The organism is Pseudomonas sp. 1, from assembly GCF_056626735.1.
Window position 1 is genome coordinate 100,048 of sequence record NZ_JBWXMQ010000007.1, and the last position, 16,145, is coordinate 116,192.

Consider the following 16,145-nt stretch of genomic DNA (forward strand, 5'->3'; position numbering starts at 1 on the left):
AGATGACGGATGTTGCTACGCGGCCTGACGTGGCTGGTGCTGTTTCAATTGCTCGGCACGGCTCTCAATCATTTGCTGTTGCCGGTGCTGCCGGGGCCGATCATCGGCCTTTTGCTGTTGCTGGTATTCCTGATCGTGCGCGGTGAGGTCGGCGAACCGCTGAATCTTGCCGCCGGCAGTCTGTTGCGTTATCTGCCATTGCTGCTGGTGCCGCCAGCGGTGGGCGTGATGGTGTATGCCACGGCGATTGCCGCGGATTTCTGGGCCATCGTCGGGGCGCTGGTGGTCTCGCTGATTCTGTCGATGGCCTTTGCTGGCGTGCTGATGCAGCGCCTGGTCAAGCGTCATGCGCCGCATTCGGAGGAATCCTGATGCTGTTCGACTGGCAAGGTGCCTGGGCGTCGGTGATTCACCACCCGCTGTTCGGCATCGGCATCACCCTGGGCGCTTATCAACTGGTGCTGGCGGCGTTCGAGAAAACCCGCTGGATCTTTCTGCAACCGGTGCTGGTCTCGATGCTGTTGGTGATTGGCGTACTGGTTGGTTGCGGTCTGACTTACGCCGAGTACCGCAAGAGCACGGAAATCCTCAGTATTCTGCTGGGCCCGGCAACCGTCGCGCTGGCGGTGCCGCTGTATCTGAATCTGCGGCGCATCCGCCAATTGTTCTGGCCGATTTTTACTACGCTGGTGATAGGCGGCGTGGTCGCCACGGGCATGGGCGTGGCGCTGGGATGGTGGTTCGGTGCCGATCACATGATCCTGATGACCATGGCACCCAAATCGGTGACCTCGCCGATCGCCATGCTGGTGGCTGAGCAGATCGGCGGTGTCGCGGCACTGGCGGCGGTATTTGTGTTGATCACCGGGGTCATCGGCGCGATCTTCGGTCCGGCGCTGCTGACTCGCCTGGGCGTGCACAGCCCCGAGGCACGCGGCATGGCGCTGGGCATGACGGCACATGCGGTCGGCACCTCGGTGGCGTTGCAGGAAAGCGATGAGTGCGGCGCCTTCGCGGCGCTGGCGATGAGTCTGATGGGCGTGGCCACGGCGGTGTTTCTGCCGTTGGCGGTGTCGATGGTGGTGTAAGGAAATGTCTATGAGTCTGCCGCTTTTTCCGCTGAACACGGTGCTGTTTCCCGGCTGCAATCTGGATCTGCAGATTTTCGAGGCGCGCTATCTGGACATGATCGGCCGCTGCATGAAACAGGGCGGCGGGTTCGGTGTGGTGTGCATCCTTGAAGGCAGCGAAGTCGGCGTCGCGCCGGAAGGTTTCGCCATGGTCGGCTGCGAAGCGCGAATTACCGATTTCCAGCAGCAGGACAACGGACTGCTGGGCATCCGGGTGCAGGGCGGACGGCGCTTCATCGTGCAGCGCACCGAAGTCCAGCGCGATCAGTTGATCGTCGCCGAGGTCGAGTGGCTTGACGAAGAGCCCGAGCAACCGTTGCAGGATGAAGACGCCGATCTGGTGGCGCTGCTCAAGGCCCTGGCCGAACACCCGATGGTCGAGGCGCTGAACATGGGCATCGAAGCGGCGGGGCAGCAGTCGCTGGCCAATCAGTTGGCCTATCTGCTGCCCTTCGCCGAGGAAGACAAGATCGACCTGCTGCAACTCGACAACCCGCAGCAGCGACTGGATGCGATCCAGGCGCTGCTCGACGAGTTGCAGGGCGAGTTGTTCGCTTGAGACTCGGCCCGGTTATTCGGGCCAGACGATGTCGTTGGCGAACCACTCCTTGCCCTGATCCAGTATCAATATCGGTTTGCCTGCACGGGCAACCTTGTCGATCAGGGCGTCATACTCATGCCGGTTGAATGCCCCACTGTGGGTGCGCTCTTCAATGGAGTTGCCGAATTCTGCCTGCTCGCCAATGTCATCGACCTTCGCTGCCCGAGTGAACGTTGAATCGAGCAGCCACAGGCGCTGCGAATCGATACCCCGCTTCGAAGTCGATATCAGTGCTTCAAGTTCGTCATCGGGAAACCAGGTGCCTTTCCTCGTTGCTGCGTCATTGAGGAAGTGATTTTCTTCTCGCAGTACGACTTCCATCCTCCGAGTGTCGAGGATATAGGCAAAGACGAATTGCTGGTTGTGCCGGATTGTTGCGTAGTTCCGCTCGTCATCCAGATCCATATCCGAGACGTCGGACCATTCGTTGTCCGACTCACCCGATTCCACATCCGGCTCGCCAGGTTTTTTGCCGGGGTATTTGTTTCTCTGACTGTTGTAGCGCAGGTACTCCGGATCGGGAGATTCGGTTCCCCGGCCGGCGTATCCCTTGACCAGCTTGAGGCTGACCGTGGCGCTGATCGGTTTTTCCGTCGTTGCGCCACGAGGGTGCTTCAGACGGGGCAGCATCCGGCCATCGTTGTAGAACTCGAAGGGCGTACGCTCGTCAGCCCGGAACAGCGCAGGGATATCCGTGCGATACAGACTGTCATTGATGTTGCGTAAATAGCCCAGCTTGCCAAGGAATGCGTCGAGAAACTGGCGGCTGACACTTTCATCGAAATCGTACAGATCGTAAAGTGCGAGCTTGCCGTTTCTCAAGGGCAGGAGCAGCGGTTCGATTTCCCGATGGAGTTCGTCGAAGCGGGTCGGGTCATTGCTATCCAGAGATCGCAGCTTGTGACTTTCCGCCCAGGCGGGAACCTTTAGCGGATTGGCATTCAGGTCGTCGCGCAACCTTACGTGCTGCAGCGGTGAAAGATTATAGGTACGTAGCAGCATGACTCTTTCTCCGTGAGTCATCTGTGGATGCAGCCGCATGAAATGTCCATTCAGCAATTCAGCGGTGGCTGCCCTCCACTGTGCCGGCAGAGGTTCGGGAGAAGATTGTTTGCGCGTTGCTCCCGGATCGCCGGCAGTGTCTGCCGCATGCGGTCGCGCCAGCGGACTGGACGGGCTCCAGGTCGATTCCCCGGCATTTCTGTAGAGGGCCGGACCGGGCGCAAGCTTTTTGTACAGATCCATGGCCCGGTAAGTGTTCAGGTCCGTGTCGAACTCCACATACACCGTTCCGCTGTCTTTCACATCGACGAATTTACGGCCGACGATGTAGCGCAGGCCTTCTTCGTTGGCAGGCTGCATGTTACGCAGCATTGCCGGTTTCAACAGGTAACTGCTCAGTCCGCTCGCCGTTGCTCGCGAAAGGTCCGATAAATCCGAGATGTCGATCCGGGGTGGTTCGGGTATTGCCGGACCTGAAGGCGTGTTTGCCGGGTTGATGTTTCGTGAAACGGCCGGGTTGGACGATGAATGTGGCGGGTGCAATTCTGGTGCCGGCGTTCGCAATCGGGGCGCTTGAGTGTCCGGGTCCGAGGACGTGTTGACGCGTGGCGGAGTGGACGAGGAGGGTGATTTTGGTCGCATGGTGTCATTCCTTGACAATAATCAGATGCCCGATCGGAATCGAGCGCGATGGAGCTTCTTCTGTACTCCAGATGCGGGTTTCGGGGTTGTAGATAATCTTGCCGGGAGACGTGTCGAGCAGGCGAATGTTGCGGACCTTTACCTGAATGGTTTCAAGTTCGTCACGTTGGTGATGATCCTGAATATCCCGGGCAATCGCTTCAATCGACGGATAGCTCCGGGCGTCGACGGCATACAGACCAATCAGCTCGAACAAGGCATTGACGCGATAACAGTTGCCGGAAGAAATCATGACCTCGATGGTTTCAATTGGCAGTGTCGGATCGTTGCTGTCCGGCAGATGAAACTGAATGCTGCCGATCTTCAGCAGATTGTCCTTGATGACAAGGTCGCGTCGGTTGATCTGTTCCTGAAGATGTTGCGTGTGAATGTGCCAGGTGGAAGACCCCGTGACGCGGGCATCCGCTTGCGCTGTCGACAGGCGAATGGAGGTATGGCTGGCAGGCAACAACTCGTAGGTGGAGGAGCGTCCCTCCAGCCAGTACGTTGCGTTGTGCTCGGCATTCCTGAATTCGACCCGTTGCGCGGTTGTCTTCAGCTGGCGCTTTTCGACCGAGGGCCTGACGAAAATGTAGCGGCCCGCTCGTTCACGCAAGGAGGTCGGGCTTTGCACGCTGGTATAGCCAGGATGGCGGGCGTCATTGAAGTATGAGTTGTAGGGGTAGTCGAGCCGATAGGACGTGCTGTCACGCATGACCAGCGTCAGAGAATGGTTCAGTTGCCAGCCGGAGGCCATGATCCCGGCGCCTCTGTCGGTTTTGCGGCCGGGACTTTCTCTGACGGCTCCGTGCAGTGAAAGCATGCCGCCGCCCTGTTTGAACGTGAGGTCGAAGTGCATGTTTGTATAGGAAAGAAACGTGAAGGCTCCGTGCGTCGTTTTTGTAACCGTATAGATGGCGCGGACTTCGTTGATTTCAGTGCTGTCGTAGTCGACATACAACGTACTGTGGGCGGGTTTGTCATTCTGTGGCGCCATCAGAATGGTGTGTCGGCTCTGGCGGCTGACGAAGTAGTTCGAGAGCGGTTTGTCCGAAAGGCGATAAGGGCGATCGTTGACCTGTACCGGCGAGGCTTTGGCGGTGCCGGCGCTGAGGATGACGACGCTCAGGGGCAGATCGCCCGACTCCTCTATCATCTCTGGCCAGATCGGCTGCAGGTGGTAGCCGTCCTGAGTGATGAACACCCATTTGTCATTTTGCAACGCGCGTTTGCCGTCGAGGTTCCGGTAGACCGCCTCGCATGTCAGCTCACGCAGGGGCGTTCGGAAATCATCGGCGCGCAGTGATTCGATGACCATGCTTTCATCGCGGATGAACCAGCGCTGGATGGCTTCAAGAGTCACGCCCAGATAAACGTTGCTCGGTTCCTTGCCGTCTTCGCGTATGGATACCTTGAGACTGCTCGGGTCCAGATAGTAGACGTCGTTGCCGCTGCCTCCATCGACGACCGCACGCAGACCGCGCACGGAAACAAGGTCGTCCCCGGCGCCGGCTTCGATGTGATCATTGCCGTTGGCAGCGATGGTGTCGGCCTGATCGGAGCCCGTCACGCGATTGATCGCGCCGGCAAGGGTCTCGACTTTTTCGATGGAGCTGAGTGTCGAGTGCAGTACGGGTTCTTGCGCCGGGTTCATGGGCAGCAGGGACAGCGTGCCGTTTTTCAGGTCGACGTCATAGCCCTTGTGTCGTGGTGGCTCTGCTACATGGTCTTCGTGTCGGTGCTTGCCTTGAAGCCACAGCAGGTCGATGCCCTCACCACCCGACAATTCGCTGGCTCTGATCGGATCGCTTGAAAGATTTTCCGATGCCGACTGAAAAAGAAACGAGTCATTCTTGTCGCCGCCGCTCAGGGCTTTTCTGCCGGTGGAGTAACTGAAAAAGTTCGGCTTGTCCTTCACGCCCTGCACCGTGTCGTGACCACCGCCCAAACTCCAGAAAACACCTTTGTCAGGATGGCTGACGCCCTTGGTGATGAGATTGTCAGCGACCGGCAGTCCTTTCCTTGCGTCGTAGGTGTCGTCGATTTCCTGAGTAACCGGCAGGTTCTCGATCTTGTAGGGCGCTTCGCCCTTGCTGGTGTCCCACTGGTAGCGATAGACGCGGGTGGGTTGCAGCTTGACTTCGTAGCGGCCATCGACGATGGCATCGACACTCTCCTTCAACTCATTGTCGAGCCAGCTGAGACTGCGTGTTTTCAGGGCTTTGGCGTAGTCGCTGGTGGTCTTGGCGATCAGGTAGCGATCCATCATCGCCTGATCCTGCTGCTGGCCGGTGAATGCGAACCAGCCGGCGCGCCAGCGCTCGTTCACGGTCAGTTCGATGTAGTCGTCGATGTCGTCGACCATCCTGGCGGCGCCATAGACTCTGGCGCCGACAATCATCAATGCGGCTGCGGCGATTCCCACCGGGCCGGCAGCCTGGAAGCCCATCAGTGCTGCGCAGCCAAGAGCGAGCGACAACGCGCCACTGAACACGCTCAACCCGCCGGCGACGTAAAGATCCTGTGCCTCCTTGCCTTTGGCCTTGGCGGCATCGTTGAACGACTTGATGGCGGTATAGATATCGAAGGGCAGTGTGATCGCGCTGGCGATCAGCCCCGCCCCGCGGCTGAGCCACTTGCCTGTGGAGGTCTTGGCGAATTTCTCGAATGTCTCATAGCCAAGGCGGATCATTTTTTCGCCGCTTTTGCCAAGTGCGTATTCGACTCCAAGGGAGAGAATTTCTGACACGCCGCCGCCGACATTGAGCCAAAACTCACCCATCTCTCCTTTTTTGACTGCCTCAAGGGCACCCATGTAAGCGCTGTACAGCCCGTAAGCCTGCATTCCGACGCCCATGCCGGTCATTCCGCGACTTTTGCCTTTGTCGATCCAGGTCGGCAGGTTTTCCGTCAACGGGCTTCTTCGGATGTCCAGGCGCTGGGTGGCGGTCAGCAATCGATTGATCCGGTTCATCGGATCTGCTGCATCGCCCGCTGGCATTTCGCGCATCAGCGGTGGGGCGTCGGGTGAGCGCTGCGTGACGATTTCATAGAGCAGCTCCGGTACGTGCTGGCGCTCCTGGCTGTCGACCGATCTGATTCGCTGCTCAACCTGTAACGGGTCAAAAGCCAGTCCGTCGGTAAAGGACTGGTCAGGCGCGGGGAAGTAGGTGTTGGCCGCGCTGATGGCGTGGCCGTTGATCTGCGCTCCCAAGGACGCCAGTGTCTGGCGACTGGCCGTTATTTCACCAAAACGCAGTGGTCCGAACAGCTGGTCCACGTCTCGCAGGGTGGGGGATTTTCCCGATGTTTTGAGTGAGGCTTCGGGAGATGAAAGAGAAGTATCAGTAATGTCGGAAATTGTAAGTTGGGCTGTAAGAATAGTTTCTGTGCTGGATATGAAAGGTTTGGCCAAGATCAATGCTCTTCAGTGAAATGTCAGAAAGAATCTGACATGAAGTGCAGTGCTGTTCAGTTGTTAATGTTTTGCGGATTGTGTTGTTGTTTTTTGTATTGTGTTGAAAGTGGCTGCAGGTTGTTTGTCAGTCGCTATTCATCTAGTTTTTAATTTTTCCGCCAGGGCGGGTAGATCGCAAAGGAGAGCGAAATGACAATTTACGAAGATGAGTGGGCCTTCTGGGACGATATCGCCGGAAAGTATATTTTCAAGCACGCTGGTGTTGATCAGAACACCGATACCATCATCAGGAATGCAGGTTATTACGCGGATTCGATGATCCTTGAGCGGCGCAAGCGCAAACGTGTCAAAAGTGTGTTGAGTGCCACTATGTCTGCCGCAGTCAAATGACTTGCTGACGTTATTTGATTTACTTTTTTTGGTGAGAGAGTTGCTATATGTCTGATTCGGAAAGTATCAAGTTTACGGGGCATCTTTTTTCGGGTGGTCTTCCTCTGGTTATTAATTATCAGGTGATGGAAAGTCGTTTGAAGTATTCGCGAATTACCACGGGGCAGCGACTGGAAGCAGAAATTTCTCTGGGTGATGAAGTTGCATCACGCATTGTGACGCTCGCGGACCATGATGATGCCGAACCGCTATTGTTCGAGTTTGTACCGGAATCTCGGGGGCGCTACTCCCTCAACGTCAAGACGGCCGGTCGTTATTTCGATTGGCGGGTACGCCTGGACCAGAAAAACCGGCATCTTGTGGTGGACAAGGATGTCGGCAGTTACTTCGAAGTGGAGACCTATGCGGGAAAGTTGAAAGACTTTGGTGACTTTCCTTCCAATCCTGTTTCTGTGGCGTTGTTCAGTGTCGAGAAACAGAAAAGACTTTTTCAACATGCAACGAAGCAAGGTCTGCGGTACTTCCTCGATCAGAATCCGAACGACACCGGCCACAATGCGTACGACGCCGAAAACGTGTCGTTCATCCTGAGGATCAACCCTTCGCCAGTTTCTTCTGCTGCCTAGTACGAATAGCGCAGCAATGTATGCGGCAAGTGTCGCAGCACGAAGAAACCGAACAGGGCGACCAGCGCCGGCAGCACCAGCCACCAGACTTTTTGTGGCATGGCGCCGAGCGGCGTTTGCCGTTGACTGAGCCAGAGCCCGGCGGCGCATACGCAGGCTGCGAGCATGGCGCCGGCCAGCACATCCGTCGGCCAGTGGGCGCCCAGATACACCCGCGACAGGGCAATCGCCAGTGCCGGAATGCAGCCGATCAGCAGCCAGGTCAGTCGCAGCCTTGGCGGTTGCCCGCGTCCGGCGAGTACGGCCAGGGCCAGGAACAGCGCGAACGAGCCGGACGCATGGCCGCTGGGCATGCTGTAGCTGGTAAGCGGATCGGTCAGTACTTCCGGGCGCACCCGGGCGAAAAACAGTTTGGTCCCGGTGTTGGCCAGGGCCGTGACGAGCAGGGTGCCGCCCACGAAAATGGCATGGCGCCACTGACGGCACAGCAACAGCAGCGCAGTCAGCAGGGCGCTGAACAGCAACATGTTGCGGAATTCACCGATCAGGGTGAACACCACCGCCACTTCATCCAGCGCCGGGCGGCGATGTTCCTGTACCAGGGTCATGACGCCCTGATCGAGGGCGCTCAGATACGGGTAGCCGATGAACAGGCCGATCAGGATCAGCAGGCTCATGCTGCTGATCCAGATCGTCGCCCGGCGATGACGGCGCAGGCTGCTGTTGGCGCTCAGGCCGACCATGACGGCGATGCTGCCGGCGACGATCCCGGCCTGTAGCCAGAAACCTTCCGGCAAGGGCAGGCGAATCGCCGCCCCGGTGGCCCAGCCCGGCAACAGGTACGCGAGGCTCCAGCCTGCTGCTGCCAGCAGACTGACGGCGGCGAAGCGTGGGAAGGGCATGTCGCACATGCCGGCGACCATCGGCAACATCGGGCGTAACGGGCCGATGAAGCGCCCGACCAACAGGCTGGCGATGCCGTAGCGCTGGAAATAGGTTTCCGCGCCGGCCATCCATTCCGGGTGATGGCGCAGGCCCGGCAGACGCCGGATGTTCTGGTGGAAGTGACGGCCGAGGAAATACGAAATCACGTCGCCGAGAATCCCGCCGAGAAAGCCCAGCAACAGGGTCTCGCTCAAAGACAGTGCACCGCTGCCGGCCAGCACTGCCACGGCGAACAGCAGCACTGTGCCGGGCACGATCAGTCCGGCAATCGCCAGACATTCCACAAACGCCACAATGAGCACCGCGGCCGCCAGCCATTGTGGGTTGGCGGCCAGCCATCCGGTCACGCTATCGAGCCATGGGCCCATACAAACCACTCCATTTCATTGATGTCCCTGGCCGGCGTGCCGCAGGGGTGTGCAATCACAGCAGAAAATAATCGCGACCTTCGACCTGACCCCGACGCAGCGGGTTCCGCGTGCACCACTGGGCATAGGCAGCATCGACGAAGCGATACATCAAGTGCTCGTCACGGCCATGGGGAATGCCCAGGCGGGTGGTCTGAATCACATGAGTGGGCGCAGGGCCGGTGTTTTCCACCAGGAGGATTTCGTGGTCGAAGCGCTTGGCATCCCACACCGGCACTTTCAGCCCCAGCGCCTTGCACAGCAGCGTCTGCCCGGCACACAGTTTCTGGGAGGGGCGCGGGCGACCCTGAGCATCGGGGTTGTTCAGCAGCATCTGCGCCAGACTGGCCGGGCCGCTGATCTCGTCGACCCACGGATAGGCCGATTTGATCAGCACCGCATTGCCCGGACCCTGCGCACTGAAGTTCAGTGAGTCGCCGCCACGGGCGTAGTACATATAGATGTGGCCGCCATCCAGAAACAAAGCCTTACGCTTTTCCGTGTAGCCGAGGGACGCATGGCTGCCTTTTTCCTCGCAGTAATACGCTTCGGTTTCGATGATTCGGGCGCTCAGCCACAAATCGCCAACGCGGTGGCGGATGACTTTGCCGAGCAGATCACGGGCCAGCGTCTGGGCGTCACGGTCGAAAAAGGCATCCGCAAGGCCGACAGGCTGGCGCGCGGAGGTGGCGCGAACGGTCAGGTTGGACATGGCAAACAGGGTTTATCCAGGCGGAGGAGGCCGTGATGATAACAATTCGCGGCTTAATCTCTGCTGAACGTCGGCAAATCGCCGTCCATTTCGACCATCCGCCCGTCACCGCTGTTAGTCCCGGGACGCGACAGCTATAATCTGCCGCTTTCCTCTTTGCCAAGACCCCAGCAGACCATGACTGAGTCCGTTCTTGACTACATGACCCGATTGGGTCGCGCCGCCCGCGAAGCTTCCCGCGTCATCGGCCGTGCCAGCACCGCGCAGAAAAACCGCGCTTTGCTGGCTGCCGCCAATGCCCTGGACGCCGCCCGCGCCGAGCTTGCGGCAGCCAATGAGCAGGACCTGGCCGCCGGTCGCGCCAACGGTCTGGAGCCGGCACTGCTGGAGCGTCTGGAACTCACCCCGGCGCGCATCGACGGCATGATCGTCGGCCTGCGTCAGGTTGCAGCGCTGCCGGATCCGGTCGGGGCGATCCGTGACATGAGCTTCCGTCCGTCGGGCATTCAGGTCGGCAAGATACGCGTGCCGCTGGGCGTGATCGGGATCATCTACGAATCCCGTCCCAACGTGACCATCGATGCTGCGAGCCTGTGCCTGAAGTCCGGCAACGCGACCATCCTGCGCGGCGGTTCCGAGGCGATTCATTCCAACCGCGCGATTGCCGCCTGCATCCAGCGCGGTCTGGCCGAAGCCGAGCTGCCGGCCGCCGTGGTGCAAGTGGTGGAAACCACCGACCGCGCTGCCGTTGGCGCGCTGATCACCATGCCGGAGTACGTCGATGTGATCGTACCGCGCGGTGGCCGTGGCCTGATCGAACGCATCAGCCGCGACGCCCGGGTGCCGGTGATCAAGCACCTGGACGGTATCTGCCACGTCTATGTCAGCGAACACGCCGACCTGCCGAAAGCCCAGCGCATCGCCTTCAATGCCAAGACCTACCGCTATGGCATCTGCGGTGCGATGGAGACCTTGCTGGTCGATCAAAGTGTTGCGAAGGATTTCCTGCCGCCGATGGCGAAGCAGTTCCGCGAAAAGGGCGTCGAACTGCGCGGTTGCGAGCGTACCCGGGCGATCATCGAAGCCGTGGCGGCGACCGAAGAAGACTGGAGCACCGAGTACCTGGCGCCAATTCTGTCGATCCGTGTGGTGGATGGCCTGGATCAGGCCATCGAACACATCAACCATTTCGGCTCCCACCATACCGACTCGATCGTCAGCGAAAACCTCGCCGACACCCGGCAGTTCGTGGCCGAAGTCGACTCGGCATCGGTGATGATCAACACCCCGACCTGCTTCGCCGACGGATTCGAATACGGATTGGGTGCCGAGATCGGCATTTCTACTGATAAGCTGCACGCCCGTGGCCCGGTGGGCCTGGAAGGACTGACCTGCGAGAAGTACATCGTGGTCGGTGATGGCCAGTTGCGCGGCCAGGCGACGGTCTGACTTGTCCGACCTCGATCTGAAAGCGCCGAAAACCGGCAAGAAATCCCGTCCCCGGCGCATTGGCGTACTGGGCGGGACGTTCGATCCGGTGCACGTCGGCCATTTGCGTGGCGCGCTGGAAGTCGCCGAAGCGCTGGGGCTCGATGAGCTGCGCATGATGCCCAGCGCCCGGCCGCCGCACCGCGATACGCCGCAAGTGTCGGCGCAGGACCGGCTGGCAATGGTTGAATGTGCGGTAGCCGGTGTGCCGCCGCTGGTGGTGGACGCCCGCGAATTGCAGCGGGACAAACCGTCCTGGACCATCGATACCCTGGAGTCGCTGCGCGCCGAAATGGCCGACGAGACCCAGGTTTTTCTGCTTCTGGGCTGGGACGCATTTTGCGGCCTGCCCACTTGGCACCGCTGGGAAGAGTTGCTCCAGCATTGCCACATCCTGGTGCTACAGCGCCCGGACGCCGACAGCGAACCGCCGGATGCCTTGCGCAACCTGCTGGCAGCGCGTTCGGTGAGCGACCCGCTGGCCCTGAAGGGGCCGAGCGGACAGATTGCATTCGTCTGGCAGACACCGCTCGCGGTTTCCGCCACCCAGATCCGTCAACTGCTGGCCAGCGGTAAGTCGGTACGTTTCCTGGTGCCCGACGCGGTCCTGGCCTACATCGATGCGCACGGTCTGTACCGTGCGTCGAACTGAACAAGGCGTGCTTCACTGATACGAATCCACGTGTCGCCAAGCCGCCGAATATATGAGCAAAACGAGTTTTATATGACTGACAAAGACCAAACCAAAGTAAAGCGCAAAGGCACATTCAAGAGCGCCCCGCTGCCAGAGCCGGTCAACACTAACGAACCACTTAAGGGCGACGAGCTGGTCAAGGTGGCCGTTGCAGCCCTGGAAGACGTCAAGGCCCAGGACATCCAGATCATTGATGTGCGCGACAAGCAGAGCATCACCGACTACATGATCATCGCCACCGGTACTTCCAACCGCCAGATCAACGCGATGCTGGACAAGGTTCGCGAAGAGGTCAAAAAGCAGGGCGCCAGGCCGCTGGGCGAAGAAGGCAAGGGCGACAGCGACTGGGTGCTGCTGGACCTGGATCTGGTGATCGTGCACATGATGACCGCCTCGGCCCGTCAGTTCTACGACCTGGAGCGCCTGTGGGCCGGTGCCGAGCAAAGCCGTGCGGCGGACGCCAAGCACCACAGCCCGGAAAACACCCACGAGCATTTCACCAAGCTCAACAAAGACCAGCTGTAAGGGATTGCTGTGCGACTGCGCCTGATCGCCGTCGGTTCACGCATGCCCAAGTGGGTGGAAGAAGGCTGGCATGAATATGCCAAGCGTCTTCCGTCCGAGCTGGCGCTGGAACTGGTGGAAATTCCGCTCAATACCCGTGGCAAGAACGCCGACGTGGCCCGCTTCATCCGTCAGGAAGGCGAAGCCATGCTGGCCAAGGTCGGGCCGAACGAGCGGATTGTCACCCTCGAAGTTCATGGCAAACCGTGGAGCACCGAGCAATTGGCGGTCGAACTCGATCGCTGGCGCCTGGACTCGCGCACGGTCAACTTCATGGTCGGTGGCCCGGAAGGGCTGGCGCCGGAAGTCTGTGCCCGCGCGGATCAGCGCTGGTCGTTGTCGCCGCTGACGCTGCCGCACCCGCTGGTGCGCATCCTCATCGGCGAGCAGTTGTATCGTGCCTGGACCGTGCTGTCCGGCCACCCTTACCACAAGTAATCCGCCCTCATGTCTCAGCCGATCCGCATCAAGGACCACGAAAAAGACGCCCGTCTGGTGCGTGGTCGCGTCGTGTTCGGCGCAATTGCGGTGGTGGCGCTGATCTGCGTGCTGATTGCGCGGCTGTATTACCTGCAGGTGATTCAGTACGACTATCACTCGACGCTGTCGGAAAACAATCGGGTTCACGTTCAGCCGATCCCGCCGACCCGTGGCCTGATTTTCGACCGCAACGGCGTGGTGGTGGCGGACAACCGTCCGAGCTTCAGCCTGAGCATGACCCGCGAGCGTTCCGGCGACTGGCAGCAGGTGCTCGACGTGATCGTCGAGGTACTGGAGCTGACGCCGGAAGATCGGGTGATTTTCGAGAAACGCATGCGCCAGGGCCGCCGGCCGTTCGAGCCGGTGCCGATCCTGTTCGAGCTGACCGAAGAACAGATTGCCCGGATCGCGGTGAATCAGTTCCGCCTGCCCGGCGTCGAAGTGGTCGCGCAACTGGTGCGTCACTACCCGCAGGGCGCGCATTTTGCGCACTCGGTGGGTTATATGGGGCGGATCAACGAGAAAGAGCTGAAGACCCTCGATCCGGTCAATTACAGCGGCACCCACCACATCGGCAAGACCGGCATCGAGCGCTTCTACGAAGCCGAGCTGCACGGTCAGGTGGGCTACGAAGAGGTCGAGACCAATGCCCGCGGCCGGGTCCTGCGTGTGCTCAAGCGTACCGATCCGGTGCCGGGCAAGGACATTGTCCTGAGCCTCGACATCAAATTGCAGGAAGCCGCCGAGGCCGCGCTGGGCGGTCGACGTGGTGCGGTGGTGGCACTCGATCCGAAAACCGGCGAAGTGCTGGCGATGGTCAGTCAACCGAGTTTCGACCCGAACCTGTTCGTCACCGGCATCAGCTTCAAGGCTTACGCCGAGCTGCGCGATTCGATTGACCGGCCGCTGTTCAACCGCGTGCTGCGCGGTCTTTACCCGCCGGGCTCGACGATCAAACCGGCAGTGGCGATTGCCGGTCTCGACGCGGGCGTGGTGACGGCGTCGAGCCGGGTGTTCGACCCCGGTTATTACATGCTGCCCAACTACGACCACAAGTACCGCAACTGGAACCGCACCGGGGACGGCTTCGTCGACCTCGACACGGCGATCATGCGGTCCAACGACACCTACTTCTATGATCTGGCGCACAAGCTGGGCATCGACCGGTTGTCGGCCTACATGAACAAGTTCGGGATCGGCCAGAAGGTCTCGCTGGACATGTTCGAAGAATCCCCCGGCCTGATGCCGTCCCGCGAGTGGAAGCGCGCGACCCGGCGTCAGGCGTGGTTCCCCGGCGAAACCCTGATTCTCGGGATCGGCCAGGGCTACATGCAATCGACCCCGCTGCAACTGGCCCAGGCCACGGCGCTGGTGGCCAACAAAGGCGTATGGAACCGCCCGCATCTGGCCAAGACCATCGAAGGCGAGAAGCCGAAGGATGAAAATCCGATGCCGGACATCATCCTGCGCGACCCGTCGGACTGGAACAAGGTCAACCACGGCATGCAGCAGGTAATGCACGGTGCCCGAGGCACCGCGCGCAAGGCCTCGATCGGCGCGCAATACCGGATCGCCGGCAAGTCGGGTACGGCCCAGGTCGTGGCGATCAAGCAGGGTGAGAAATACGACCGCTCCAAGGTTCAGGAGCGCCACCGCGACCACGCCCTGTTCGTCGGTTTCGCGCCGGCGGATGACCCGAAAATCGTGGTGTCGGTGATGGTCGAGAACGGTGAGTCCGGTTCCGGCGTCGCGGCACCGGTGGTGCGGCAGGTCATGGATGCCTGGCTGCTGGATCAGGACGGACGGTTGAAAGCCGAATACGCCAGCCCTATCAGTGCGGAGGCTACGGCCCGTGATGAATAATTTCGATCGCATGCTCTCCAGCGAGGATGTGATGCGTCGCCGGGCGACGCTGTTGCAACGTTTGCATATCGACGGCCCGTTGCTGGTGCTGTTGTTGATCCTGGCGGCCGGCAGCCTGTTCGTGCTGTATTCGGCCAGTGGCAAGAGCTGGGATCTGCTGGCCAAACAGGCCACGTCGTTCGGCATCGGTCTGGTGTCGATGATCATCATTGCCCAGTTCGAGCCGCGGTTCATGGCACGCTGGGTGCCGCTCGGCTATGTGATCGGGGTGGTGCTGTTGCTGGTGGTGGACATCATGGGTCACAACGCCATGGGCGCGACCCGATGGATCAACATCCCCGGGGTGATCCGCTTCCAGCCCTCGGAATTCATGAAGATCCTGATGCCGGCAACGATCGCCTGGTACCTGTCCAAGCGCACGCTGCCGCCGCAGCTCAAGCATGTCGGCATCAGCCTGTTGCTGATCGGTGTGCCGTTCGCCCTGATCGTGCGTCAGCCGGACCTCGGCACTTCGCTGCTGATTCTGGCCGGCGGCGCCTTCGTACTTTTCATGGGCGGGTTGCGCTGGCGCTGGATTCTCAGTGTATTGGCGGCGGCGATTCCGGTGTCGGTCGCGATGTGGTTCTTCATCATGCACGACTACCAGAAGCAACGGATCCTGACGTTCCTCGACCCGGAAAGCGATCCGCTGGGCACCGGCTGGAACATCATCCAGTCGAAAGCCGCCATCGGTTCCGGCGGTGTATTCGGCAAGGGCTGGCTGTTGGGCACCCAGTCGCACCTGGACTTCCTGCCGGAAAGCCACACCGACTTCATCATCGCCGTGCTCGGTGAAGAGTTCGGGCTGGTGGGTATCTGCGCACTGTTGCTGATCTATCTGTTGCTGATCGGTCGTGGCCTGGTGATTACCGCCCAGGCGCAGACGCTGTTCGGCAAATTGCTGGCCGGCGCTTTGACCATGACGTTTTTTGTTTACGTTTTCGTCAACATCGGTATGGTCAGTGGCCTGTTGCCGGTGGTGGGGGTGCCGTTGCCGTTCATTAGCTACGGCGGAACTTCGCTGGTGACGCTGCTGTCAGCGTTTGGGGTTTTGATGTCGATCCATACCCATCGCAAGTGGATCGCACAGGTTTGAATAAGGTGA

At 60.0% G+C, this 16,145-nt stretch carries 15 protein-coding genes; 11 read left to right on the plus strand and 4 right to left on the minus strand.

Translation table 11 applies throughout. The features are described 5' to 3' along the window. Window positions 1-9 precede the first annotated feature (9 nt). Genes AC1MDC_RS12495 through AC1MDC_RS12505 form a run of 3 tightly spaced genes read left to right on the plus strand, consistent with a single transcriptional unit; the run spans window position 10 to window position 1,689 of the window. Complete coding sequence (locus AC1MDC_RS12495) at window positions 10-372, plus strand: CidA/LrgA family protein (RefSeq protein WP_085697620.1); 363 nt, start codon at window positions 10-12, stop codon at window positions 370-372. Next, window positions 372-1,088, plus strand: coding sequence for an LrgB family protein (locus AC1MDC_RS12500; RefSeq protein WP_007958637.1), 717 nt, complete (start codon window positions 372-374; stop codon window positions 1,086-1,088). Before AC1MDC_RS12495 ends, AC1MDC_RS12500 begins: the two co-directional genes overlap by 1 nt. A gap of 10 nt (window positions 1,089-1,098) precedes the next feature. After that, window positions 1,099-1,689, plus strand: coding sequence for an LON peptidase substrate-binding domain-containing protein (locus AC1MDC_RS12505; RefSeq protein ID WP_085697619.1), 591 nt, complete (start codon window positions 1,099-1,101; stop codon window positions 1,687-1,689). Window positions 1,690-1,701: 12 nt separating this feature from the next. On the opposite strand, the gene AC1MDC_RS12510 is transcribed toward AC1MDC_RS12505, so the two are convergent. Together AC1MDC_RS12510 and AC1MDC_RS12515 are read right to left on the minus strand one after the other, a co-directional pair. Further along, the gene (locus AC1MDC_RS12510) at window positions 1,702-3,105 is read right to left on the minus strand and encodes a hypothetical protein (protein ID WP_227233638.1); all 1,404 of its coding nucleotides are present in this window, start codon (window positions 3,103-3,105) and stop codon (window positions 1,702-1,704) included. A gap of 274 nt (window positions 3,106-3,379) precedes the next feature. Continuing rightward, window positions 3,380-6,829: a calcium-binding protein gene (locus tag AC1MDC_RS12515; protein ID WP_480393078.1), complete on the minus strand. Its 3,450-nt coding sequence runs from the start codon at window positions 6,827-6,829 to the stop codon at window positions 3,380-3,382. Between the two features lie 192 nt (window positions 6,830-7,021). Here AC1MDC_RS12515 and AC1MDC_RS12520 point away from each other — a divergent pair, with 192 nt between their 5' ends. Beyond that, a complete protein-coding gene (locus AC1MDC_RS12520) occupies window positions 7,022-7,222 on the plus strand; it encodes a hypothetical protein (RefSeq protein WP_480393079.1) in 201 nt (66 codons plus the stop codon). A 47-nt stretch (window positions 7,223-7,269) separates the two neighbouring features. After that, on the plus strand, window positions 7,270-7,848 hold the full coding sequence (locus tag AC1MDC_RS12525; RefSeq protein WP_480393080.1) for a hypothetical protein: 579 nt from the start codon (window positions 7,270-7,272) through the stop codon (window positions 7,846-7,848). Here AC1MDC_RS12525 and AC1MDC_RS12530 read toward each other — a convergent pair. Together AC1MDC_RS12530 and AC1MDC_RS12535 are read right to left on the minus strand one after the other, a co-directional pair. Next, a complete protein-coding gene (locus tag AC1MDC_RS12530) occupies window positions 7,845-9,161 on the minus strand; it encodes a bifunctional DedA family/phosphatase PAP2 family protein (RefSeq protein WP_085703107.1) in 1,317 nt (438 codons plus the stop codon). The two genes, AC1MDC_RS12525 and AC1MDC_RS12530, sit on opposite strands and share 4 nt — an antisense overlap. A 55-nt stretch (window positions 9,162-9,216) precedes the next feature. Further along, on the minus strand, window positions 9,217-9,912 hold the full coding sequence (locus AC1MDC_RS12535; RefSeq protein WP_085697614.1) for a DNA-3-methyladenine glycosylase: 696 nt from the start codon (window positions 9,910-9,912) through the stop codon (window positions 9,217-9,219). 177 nt (window positions 9,913-10,089) lie between these two features. On the opposite strand from AC1MDC_RS12535, the gene AC1MDC_RS12540 reads away from it, so the two are divergent. From AC1MDC_RS12540 to rodA, 6 genes are all read left to right on the plus strand, one after another. Further along, window positions 10,090-11,361 carry a glutamate-5-semialdehyde dehydrogenase gene (locus tag AC1MDC_RS12540; protein WP_266200641.1) on the plus strand — a complete coding sequence of 424 codons (1,272 nt, stop codon included), beginning with the start codon at window positions 10,090-10,092 and terminating at the stop codon, window positions 11,359-11,361. After that, window positions 11,330-12,052 (plus strand): nicotinate-nucleotide adenylyltransferase, encoded by a 723-nt coding sequence (nadD, locus tag AC1MDC_RS12545; RefSeq protein WP_085703109.1) that lies wholly within the window; start codon window positions 11,330-11,332, stop codon window positions 12,050-12,052. Before AC1MDC_RS12540 ends, nadD begins: the two co-directional genes overlap by 32 nt. Window positions 12,053-12,124: 72 nt before the next feature. Continuing rightward, entirely contained in the window at window positions 12,125-12,619 is a 495-nt protein-coding gene (gene rsfS / locus AC1MDC_RS12550) for a ribosome silencing factor (protein WP_064382180.1), read from the plus strand. A 9-nt stretch (window positions 12,620-12,628) separates the two neighbouring features. Beyond that, the gene (gene rlmH, locus AC1MDC_RS12555) at window positions 12,629-13,096 is read left to right on the plus strand and encodes a 23S rRNA (pseudouridine(1915)-N(3))-methyltransferase RlmH (RefSeq protein ID WP_003185785.1); all 468 of its coding nucleotides are present in this window, start codon (window positions 12,629-12,631) and stop codon (window positions 13,094-13,096) included. Between the two features lie 9 nt (window positions 13,097-13,105). Beyond that, a complete protein-coding gene (gene mrdA / locus AC1MDC_RS12560) occupies window positions 13,106-15,001 on the plus strand; it encodes a penicillin-binding protein 2 (RefSeq protein WP_085687946.1) in 1,896 nt (631 codons plus the stop codon). A gap of 31 nt (window positions 15,002-15,032) precedes the next feature. Then, a complete protein-coding gene (rodA, locus tag AC1MDC_RS12565) occupies window positions 15,033-16,136 on the plus strand; it encodes a rod shape-determining protein RodA (RefSeq protein ID WP_085688090.1) in 1,104 nt (367 codons plus the stop codon). Window positions 16,137-16,145: the final 9 nt, after the last annotated feature.

Excerpts from the sequence above, each read along its gene's own strand:
- AC1MDC_RS12525 (WP_480393080.1), top strand. The coding sequence starts at position 7,270 with ATGTCTGATTCGGAAAGTATCAAGTTTACGGGGCATCTTTTTTCGGGT.
- AC1MDC_RS12535 (WP_085697614.1), bottom strand. The coding sequence starts at position 9,912 with ATGTCCAACCTGACCGTTCGCGCCACCTCCGCGCGCCAGCCTGTCGGC.
- AC1MDC_RS12540 (WP_266200641.1), top strand. The coding sequence starts at position 10,090 with ATGACTGAGTCCGTTCTTGACTACATGACCCGATTGGGTCGCGCCGCC.
- AC1MDC_RS12505 (WP_085697619.1), top strand. The coding sequence starts at position 1,099 with ATGAGTCTGCCGCTTTTTCCGCTGAACACGGTGCTGTTTCCCGGCTGC.
- rodA (WP_085688090.1), top strand. The coding sequence starts at position 15,033 with ATGCGTCGCCGGGCGACGCTGTTGCAACGTTTGCATATCGACGGCCCG.
- mrdA (WP_085687946.1), top strand. The coding sequence starts at position 13,106 with ATGTCTCAGCCGATCCGCATCAAGGACCACGAAAAAGACGCCCGTCTG.
- nadD (WP_085703109.1), top strand. The coding sequence starts at position 11,330 with ATGGCCAGTTGCGCGGCCAGGCGACGGTCTGACTTGTCCGACCTCGAT.
- AC1MDC_RS12530 (WP_085703107.1), bottom strand. The coding sequence starts at position 9,161 with ATGGGCCCATGGCTCGATAGCGTGACCGGATGGCTGGCCGCCAACCCA.
- rsfS (WP_064382180.1), top strand. The coding sequence starts at position 12,125 with ATGACTGACAAAGACCAAACCAAAGTAAAGCGCAAAGGCACATTCAAG.
- AC1MDC_RS12520 (WP_480393079.1), top strand. The coding sequence starts at position 7,022 with ATGACAATTTACGAAGATGAGTGGGCCTTCTGGGACGATATCGCCGGA.
- AC1MDC_RS12500 (WP_007958637.1), top strand. The coding sequence starts at position 372 with ATGCTGTTCGACTGGCAAGGTGCCTGGGCGTCGGTGATTCACCACCCG.
- AC1MDC_RS12495 (WP_085697620.1), top strand. The coding sequence starts at position 10 with ATGTTGCTACGCGGCCTGACGTGGCTGGTGCTGTTTCAATTGCTCGGC.
- AC1MDC_RS12510 (WP_227233638.1), bottom strand. The coding sequence starts at position 3,105 with ATGCTGCGTAACATGCAGCCTGCCAACGAAGAAGGCCTGCGCTACATC.